At 72.6% G+C, this 6,856-nt stretch carries 5 protein-coding genes and 2 pseudogenes; 3 read left to right on the top strand and 4 right to left on the bottom strand.

Going from position 1 to position 6,856, the window contains the following annotated elements; translation table 11 throughout:
• Both NCC78_RS25275 and NCC78_RS25270 read right to left on the bottom strand, forming a co-directional pair.
• A pseudogene (locus NCC78_RS25275) lies at positions 1-213 on the bottom strand (hypothetical protein); the annotation flags it as partial.
• 86 nt (positions 214-299) lie between these two features.
• Positions 300-1,472: an alanine--tRNA ligase-related protein gene (locus NCC78_RS25270; RefSeq protein WP_250797511.1), complete on the bottom strand. Its 1,173-nt coding sequence runs from the start codon at positions 1,470-1,472 to the stop codon at positions 300-302.
• A 420-nt stretch (positions 1,473-1,892) separates the two neighbouring features.
• Here NCC78_RS25270 and NCC78_RS25265 point away from each other — a divergent pair, with 420 nt between their 5' ends.
• Positions 1,893-2,570, top strand: coding sequence for an esterase/lipase family protein (locus NCC78_RS25265; protein ID WP_250797510.1), 678 nt, complete (start codon positions 1,893-1,895; stop codon positions 2,568-2,570).
• Between the two features lie 60 nt (positions 2,571-2,630).
• Here NCC78_RS25265 and NCC78_RS25260 read toward each other — a convergent pair whose 3' ends face one another.
• Both NCC78_RS25260 and NCC78_RS25255 read right to left on the bottom strand, forming a co-directional pair.
• Positions 2,631-3,773: a fatty acid desaturase family protein gene (locus tag NCC78_RS25260; protein WP_250797508.1), complete on the bottom strand. Its 1,143-nt coding sequence runs from the start codon at positions 3,771-3,773 to the stop codon at positions 2,631-2,633.
• A gap of 13 nt (positions 3,774-3,786) precedes the next feature.
• Positions 3,787-4,878: a ferredoxin reductase gene (locus NCC78_RS25255; RefSeq protein WP_250797507.1), complete on the bottom strand. Its 1,092-nt coding sequence runs from the start codon at positions 4,876-4,878 to the stop codon at positions 3,787-3,789.
• An 84-nt stretch (positions 4,879-4,962) separates the two neighbouring features.
• Here NCC78_RS25255 and NCC78_RS25250 point away from each other — a divergent pair, with 84 nt between their 5' ends.
• The gene (locus tag NCC78_RS25250) at positions 4,963-6,195 is read left to right on the top strand and encodes a PucR family transcriptional regulator (protein WP_250797506.1); all 1,233 of its coding nucleotides are present in this window, start codon (positions 4,963-4,965) and stop codon (positions 6,193-6,195) included.
• Positions 6,196-6,515: 320 nt separating this feature from the next.
• Positions 6,516-6,734: pseudogene (locus NCC78_RS25245) on the top strand (spermidine synthase); the annotation flags it as partial.
• Positions 6,735-6,856: the final 122 nt, after the last annotated feature.

Here is a 6,856-nt window from a genome sequence, read left to right as displayed (position 1 = left end):
CATCCGGCAGGTCGGGGCCCCGTCGGCGGTGTCGGGGAGCAGGGCCAGCCGGACGTCGGTGACCGGCGCGGGGAACGGGCCGTCGAACCGCAGCTCGACCGGCCCGGTGCGGGCCGCCGCGAGCAGGGCGGCCGGGTCCACGACGGTGACCCGGGCACCGAACCGCTCCACCGTGTCGTCGTCCGGCCGGAGGCCGTGGCGCTCTTCGGGCATCGGTCCCCGCCCTTCGTCGACCGCAGTGACCAGGCAAAGTCTGACAGCTACCCACGGCACCCGCCACCGGTCGCGCCGCCGCCCCCTCATCCCACCTCGCTCAGCAGGCCGTCGACCAGGTCGCGCGGCAGCCCGTGGGTGTCGTGCAGGTCGCGGTAGTCCTCGTCGGTCAGCGGTCCCCGGGACCGCCGCCGGGACACCACCGGGCGGCCCCGCCGCAGCAGGTCCCGGAACCGCTGCTCCTCCTCCGAGAGCGACTTCCGCACCTCGCTCACGGTCACCGGCTGGCGGAACCGGTCGAGCGTGTGCCGGAACGGCTCCGACGGGAGGTCGCCGAGGCTGCGGGAGGGGTCCTCGCGCCACAGGGTGGTGAGTATCCGGCGGACCAGTCGGCGCAGCACGTAGCCGCGGCCGGTGTTCGAGGGTCGCACCCCGTCGCCGAGCACCACCACGCCCGACCGCAGGTGGTCGCAGACCAGGCGCAGCGGCTCGTCCCGCAGGCCCCACCGCCCGCAGACGTCGTCGACCCACGGCACGAGACCGTCGCCCTCGAAGACCGACCGGTTGCCGCGCAGCACCATCTCCAGCCGTTCCAGGCCCATCCCGGTGTCCACGTTGGGCTGCCGCAGCGGCGTCAGGCGGCCGTCGGGGTGCCGGTGGTAGCGCATCCGCACGTGGTTCCAGACCTCCATCCACAGGTCGTCGGTGCCGGGGCTGCCCCGGGGCGGGTCGTCGCCGGTCCAGACGAAGATCTCCGTGTCGGGCCCGCACGGCCCGGTCGGGCCGTTGGACCACCAGTTCTTCTCCCGGGTCAGCTCCACGGGCAGGCCGAGCTCGCCCCAGGTCTCCAGCGAGGTCTCGTCCGGACCGACCTGGTCGTCGCCACCGAAGACGGTCACGTGCAGCCGGTCGTGGTCGATGTGGAAGCCGTCGCGCAGCAGCTCGTAGCCCCAGCGCAGGCTCTGCGAGATGTCGTAGTCGCCGAGCGACCAGGAGCCCAGCATCTGGAACAGGGTCAGGTGGGTGTCGTCGCCGACCTCGTCCAGGTCGGTGGTGCGCAGGCAACGTTGCACGTTCACCAGCCGCCGGCCCAGCGGGTGGGGACGACCCTCCAGGTAGGGGGTCAGCGGGTGCATGCCGGAGGTGGTGAAGAGCACCGGGTCACCGGGCGGCGGGATGAGCGAGCTGTCCGGCACCGGCTGGTGGCCGCGCTCGCGGAAGAAGTCGACGAAGGTGCGGCCGATCTGGTCGTACGTCATGGGGAGGCCTTTCCGGGTGGGGCGACCGGAAGGGTCCGCCGCCGGAATCGGCGGGGTCACGCGACGAGAAACGCCGGCGGACCGTTTCCGGTCGCCGGCGGGAGGGGGGAGGTCAGGCGGCGGCGACCGACGAGCGCGAAGCTCGCGCGGCCGCGGCGGCGTGGTGACGCCTGATCTCCATGCCCCGACTGTACGCAGACCCACGGCCCGCCGCCCAGCGCATTTCCGCGACGCGCCCCCACGACGCCGCCCCCACGCAGGGGGATCACGTCGATTCGATGCATTGACATCAGATGGCTACCCGCGCGTAACATCTGACCACCTCGAACGGCATCGCCGCAGGTGCGACCCCCTCGGCCGTCAGCCGCGCGCCGCGTCACGCCGTCCGCCACCTCGCCCCCGATCCCGACAGGAACCCCCGTGACGTCACTCATCCGGCGATGCCTGCTGGCCGTCGCGGTCGCGCTCGCGACCCTCGCCGTCCCTGCCCCCGCGCAGGCCGCCTCGTACGCCGCGTCGAGCAACCCGATCCTCTTCGTCCACGGCTGGAACAGCAGCGCCTCGACCTGGAACACGATGATCAGCCGGTTCCAGGCGAACGGGTGGCCCAGCAGCCATCTGCGCGCCTTCTCGTACAACACGAGCCAGTCGAACGCCACCACGGCGGCAACCATCCGCCAGGAGGTGGACAACCTGCTCGCCGCCACCGGCGCCGCTCAGGTCGACATCGTCACCCACTCGATGGGCGGACTCTCGTCCCGCTACTACCTGAAGAACATCGCCGCGAGCAACGTGGACCGCTGGGTGTCCCTCGGCGGGCCGAACCACGGCACGTCCTCGGCGAACACCTGCTTCAGCACCGCCTGCGTCGAGATGCGGGTCGGCTCGACCTTCCTCGCCAACCTCAACGCCGGCGACGAGACACCGGGCACCCCCACGTACGGGACCTGGTGGTCGTCCTGCGACGGCGTGATCAACCCGGCCGACAGCACGGTCCTCTCCGGGGCCAGGAACACCCGAACGGCCTGCATCGGGCATCTGAGCCTGACCACCGACGCCACCGTCTACGCCCAGGTGCGCGACTTCGTGAACCCTTGAGCCCACCTGCCGCGACCACCGGCGCCGGCCTGGGGCCAGCGTCGGTGGTCACGGGCGTTCTCAGGCCGGCTCGGGGAGCACGCTCGGCCTGACAGGCGTCGCGCCGGGATCCGTGGAACGGCGGTCGGGCAGGGAGAGCCGGATGACCTTCCACCAGGCGGAGGCGACCTGCTTGGGCAGCGGACCGGCGGTGTACTTCAGCCCGTACCGGTCGAACAGGGCCCGCACCTCGGGGGCGATCTCCTGGTAGCGGTTGCTCGGCAGGTCCGGGAAGAGGTGGTGTTCGATCTGGAACGACAGGTTGCCGGTCATGATGTGCATCAGCCTGCTGCCGGTGATGTTGGCCGAGCCGAGCATCTGCCGCACGTACCACTCGCCGCGGGTCTCCCCCTCGATGGAGCGCTTCTCGAAGGTCTCCACGCCCTCCGGGAAGTGCCCGCACATGATCACCGAGTGGCTCCACAGGTTGCGGATCAGGTTGGCGGTGAAGGTCGCGGCGAGCGTGCTGAGGAACGACGGCCCGGACAGCAGCGGGTGCAGGACGTAGTCCTTGAGGACCTGCCGGCGGATCTTGCGGCCGACCGCGCGGGCCCGGGCCCGGAACTCCGGGCTCTTGTGCCGGCCCTTGCGCAGGTTGCGGCCCAGCTCCAGGTCGTACGCGGCGATGCCGTACTCGAAGAAGCAGGCGTTGATGAGGTTCCACAGCGGCTGGCCCAGGTAGACGGGGTGCCACTTCTGGTCCTCGTCGACGCGCATGATGCCGTAGCCGAGGTCGTTGTCCTTGCCCACGACGTTGGTGTACGTGTGGTGCAGCTGGTTGTGCGAGTGCTTCCACTGCTCGGCCGGCGAGACGTGGTCCCATTCCCAGCTGGTCGAGTGGATCTTCGGGTCCCGCATCCAGTCCCACTGGCCGTGCAGGACGTTGTGGCCGATCTCCATGTTCTCCAGGATCTTCGCCACCGCGAGGCCGGCGGTGCCGACCACCCATGCCGGGGGGAAGAGCGAGAACAGCAGCACGGCGCGGCTGCCCAGCTCCAGCCGGCGTTGCGTCGAGATCACCCTGCGGATGTAGGCCGCGTCCCGCTCGCCCCGGTCGGCGACCACCCGGTCGCGGATCGCGTCGAGTTCCTTGCCGATGATCTCGATGTCCTCGGCGCTCAGGTGGGCGATCGGGTGGTCGGTCTTCTTCTGGATGACGGTCACGTCCGGTTTCCGATCAGATCTCGAGTTCGCAGGCACCGGCCGCGGCCGACACGCAGGTCTGGACACGTACCCCGTCGCCGGGGACCGCGGTGGTGAGTTGCCCGTTGCGCAGGTCACGGACGGCGCCCTGGCGCAGCGGGAGGACGCAGCCGAAGCAGATGCCCATCCGGCAGCCGGAGGGCATGAGCACGCCGGCGTCCTCGCCGGCGTCGAGGATCGGGGTGGCGCCGTCGGCCGCCACGGTGATCCCCGAGCCGGTGAAGGTGACCGTGCCGCCCTCGCCGGGCGTGATGACGGTCGGCCGGAACCGCTCGGTGTGCAGCCGCTCGGCGGCCCCCCGGGACGCCCAGTGCCGCTCCAGCGCGTCGAGCAGGCCGACCGGCCCGCAGGCCCAGGTCTCCCGGTCGAGGTGGTCGGGGACCAGGGTGTCGAGCTCGTCCACGCCCAGCATCCCGTCGACGTCGGTGTGCCGCTGCACCAGCCGCACCGCGCCGCGGTCGGCGAGCCCGCGCAGTTCCTCGGCGAAGATCACGTCGGCCGCCGTCGGCGCGGAGTGCGCCAGGACCACGTCGGCGCCGGCGAGCGCGCCCGCGCGCAGCATCCCCATGACCGGGGTGATGCCGCTGCCGGCGGTCACGAAGAGCACCCGGGCCGGCGGCTGCCCGGTCAGGACGAAGTCCCCCTGGGCCTGGTCCAGCTGGACGATCGTGCCGGCCCGCGCGCGGCGGACGAGGTGGTTGCTGACCACGCCGTCGGGGATCGCCTTGACGGTGACCGAGATCGGGTCGGTACGGCGGACCGGGGCCGAGGTGACCGAGTAGGCCCGCCACTGGCGGACGCCGTCGACGTCGACGCCGAGGCGGACGTACTGCCCGGGGACGTGCCCCCGCCAGTCGCGGCCGGGCTGGATCACCAGCGTCGCCGCGTCGGGGGTCTCGGGGCGGACGGCGAGGATCCGGCCGCGCAGGTCGGCGCCGGCGCGCAGCGGGGCGACGAGGTCGAGGTAGTCCTCGGGCAGCAGCGGAGTGGTGACCGCCGCGGCGAGCCGCAGGATCCTGCCCGGGAAGGACCCCCGCACCGACGATCGCGGGACAGTTGTGGTCATATGTCGATGGTCGCCGCAGTCTGGCATAAAATCTTGGCCTGCGAAGGTGAACTGATCCAGCCTTTTTGTGCGGGGAGAACAAACGTGTCGGAACGCTCCGCGGCCACCCGGCGGGCCGCGCGCCTGGAGTTGGACGAGCGGGTGGCCGGTGCCCTGCGCGACCAGTTGCCACTGCTCGCCGAGCGGACGGTGACCGCGATCACCGCCGAGGTGCCGAGCTATTCGGGCGCCCTCACCGGCCAGATGCGCGACAAGATCGAGAACGCGGTGCAGGTCGCGCTCGGCACGTTCCTCCAGCTGGTCGAACGTTCCCAGGCCGCCGACCCCAGCACCCCGCTCGTTTCGGCGCTCGACGCCGCGTACGCCCTGGGCAGCGGCGAGGCGCGCTCCGGCCGGAGCATGGACGCGCTGCTGGCCGCCTACCGGGTCGGCGCCCGGGTCTCCTGGCGCGAGATGTCCACCACCACCGTGCAGGGTGGCCTGTCGGCGGCCACCGTCGCCGAGTTCGCCGAGCTGATGTTCGCCTACATCGACGAGCTCTCCGCGGCCAGCGTGGCCGGGCACGCCGACGAGCTGGCCAGCGTCGGGCGGGCCCGACGCCGCAACCTGGAACGGCTCACCCGGCAGTTGCTCGCCGGCGAACCCGAGGAGGTGCTGCTGCGCAGCGCCGACCGGGCGGACTGGCCACCACCACAGACGCTGACCGTCGTCCTGCTGCCCCGGGCCAACCTGCGGGCGGCGCTCGCGCTGCTGCACCAGCACACCTTGGAGAGCGGCGACGACCTGCCGACGGTCGGGCCGGGCGAGGAACTGGCGGTGCTGCTGGTCCCCGACGTGCACGACGACCGGCGCCGGCAGCTCGCCCGGGTGCTGCACGGACGCCGCGCCGTGATGGGTCCCGCCCGCCCGTGGACCCGGGTGGTCTCCTCCTACCAGCGGGCGACCCGGGCCCTGTCGCTCGGCCTGCGCCCACCCGGGGACGGCGCCGCGCTGGACACCGAACAGCACCTCGCCGAACTGGTGCTGAGCATGGACACCGAAGGTCTCGCGGACCTGCGTGCCCGGGTGCTGGCGCCGCTGGCGGACCTGCCGCCCGGCACCGCCGACCGGCTCGCCGAGACGCTGCGCTCCTGGCTGCTGCGCCACGGCCGGCGCGACGACGTCGCCGCCGACCTGTTCGTGCACCCGCAGACCGTCCGCTACCGGATGGGCAAGCTGCGCGAGCTGTACGGCGACCGCCTGAACGACCCCGCGACGGTGCTCGACCTGACCCTCGCCCTGGCCTTCCCCCCGCCGCCGGAGGAGGAACCGGACTGACCCTCTGCGGCCCGTCGCCCGTCCACCGCCACCAACCGTCCAGGCGACCCCCGTGCTCGACGTCGACGCCGCAACCCGCCGCGACGCCGCCCGGTGCGGCCGATCCACCCCCTGCCGCTCGCCGTCCTCTGCTCTGCACCCACCCACGCGACAGGCCCTTTGCTCTGCACCCGCCGATGCGACAGGCACGCAGGGTCACTGGCGCGGTGACGGGTGCAGAGCAAAGGACGCCGGCAACGGTGTGCCGGGCCGCCCGACACGCGGTACCGGCGGGCCGGCGGCCGCCCGTCGCGTCGCAGGCGGTCGCGTAGCGTGAACGCGTGGGCGATACAGCGACTGTCGTCGAACGGGTCGTCACCGAGCGGGGCGAGCTCGTGCTGCGGGAGGCCGCCCGGCACTACGAGGTCATCAGCAACGGCGTGTTCCTCATGGACACCCGGGCCGGGGCGTCCGAACGGCTCCTCGTGCAGGCGGCGCTCGACGCCCTCGCCGGACCGGCCCGCCTGCTGATCGGCGGGCTGGGCGTGGGCTTCTCGCTCGCCTCGGTCGACCCGTGGCGGCCGACCCGCTGAGCCGCTCAGCCGGCGACCGGCTCCGGGGTGAGCTCGGGGCGCGTGGTGACCCAGGCGCTGACCCGGCGCTCGGCGTAGAAGGAGACGAA

This window comes from Micromonospora phytophila (assembly GCF_023656545.1).
GTDB lineage: Bacteria > Actinomycetota > Actinomycetes > Mycobacteriales > Micromonosporaceae > Micromonospora > Micromonospora phytophila.
Note: the sequence above shows the minus strand (reverse complement) of the source record. Positions and strands in the feature narration are given on the sequence as shown.